Origin of the sequence: Mesorhizobium sp. M7A.F.Ca.ET.027.03.2.1 (assembly GCF_003999175.1) — a bacterium.
Lineage (GTDB): Bacteria > Pseudomonadota > Alphaproteobacteria > Rhizobiales > Rhizobiaceae > Mesorhizobium.
In genome coordinates this window covers 1-1,153 of sequence record NZ_RZOM01001442.1, presented here as the reverse complement: position 1 = coordinate 1,153, position 1,153 = coordinate 1, and the positions used below count along the sequence as shown (strand labels likewise).

General features: G+C 62.4%; 1 protein-coding gene and 1 pseudogene. Both read left to right on the top strand.

Annotated features, from left to right (window positions below; genetic code table 11):
- Positions 1-971: ABC transporter permease (locus EN750_RS35435; RefSeq protein ID WP_210212799.1), on the top strand; the 971-nt coding region annotated here is incomplete at its 5' end.
- Positions 968-1,153: pseudogene (locus EN750_RS35430) on the top strand (ABC transporter permease); the annotation flags it as partial. The gene EN750_RS35435 and the pseudogene EN750_RS35430, both read left to right, overlap by 4 nt.

The following is a 1,153-nucleotide window of genomic DNA, read 5'->3' as shown; positions in this document are numbered from 1 at the left end:
ACGCGCGGCGCGCCGGGAAGGAAGGCGTCCTGGCGCAACTCGTGAACCAGCGCGTCGTCGGCAGCCGTTTCCTCGTCATCAAGACGGCAAAGGATGCGGCCGACGGCAAGCTCGACATGCGCCCCGTGCGCGACGAGGTGCTCGCCAAACAGGCCGGTTGGAAAGACATCGATCTCTGGCAGGTCATAGCGCGCCAGCAAAGCGCGCGAACGGACTATTATCTGCTTGCGAGCCTGGACCTGAAGCGAGGCGCGGACAATTCGATCGAAGCCGTTTCCGCCGACCGCGCCATCTTCGTCGACGCGCTGCTGCGTACGATCTGGATCAGCATCGTGGTGACCGTCATCTGCGCGGTGCTCGCCGTGCCGCTGGCGCAGGCAATTGTCAGCGCGCCGCCGGCCTGGTCGAAGCTCATGTTCGCGCTGATCCTGTTTCCGCTCTGGACATCGCTGCTGGTGCGCACCGTCATCTGGATCATCGTGCTGCAGAAGAACGGCCCCGTGAATTCCACTCTGCTCGGATTGGGTATCGTCAGCGAACCCCTCGACCTCATCTACACCCGCTTTTCGCTCTATTTGGCGATGGTTCAGGTTCTGCTGCCTATGATGGTGCTCTCCGTCGTCGCTGTCATGCGGCGGGTTCCGACCACCTACATGCGCGCGGCACTGTCGCTGGGTGCGCCGTGGCTCACGGCATGGCGCCGCGTGCAGTTGCCGTTGATCCTGCCAGGGATCCTGTCTGGCGGGGCGATCGTTTTTGTCTTCGCACTTGGCTACTACATCACCCCGACGCTTGTCGGCGGGCCGACCGACCAGATGATCTCCAGCTACATAGCTTTCTACACGAACAGCACACTGAACTGGGGCATGGGTGCAGCGCTTTCGCTGCAACTGCTGATGATCCTCGTGTTGTTTGCGTTGCTGTTCTGGACGGCGTCCGTCCTCTTCCGCCGCAAGGCGCATGTCGCATGAGCGCCGACCGCTTCCGGAAGTGGCTGATGTATGCCTATGCGGCGACGTTGCTGGCGTTCATCATCCTGCCCCTGCTGATCGTGATCCCTATGTCGCTGACCTCGAGCAATTCGCTGGCATTTCCGACGCCGGGCTGGTCGCTGCGCTGGTATGCCGAACTGTGGGTCGACCAGCGTTGGCCG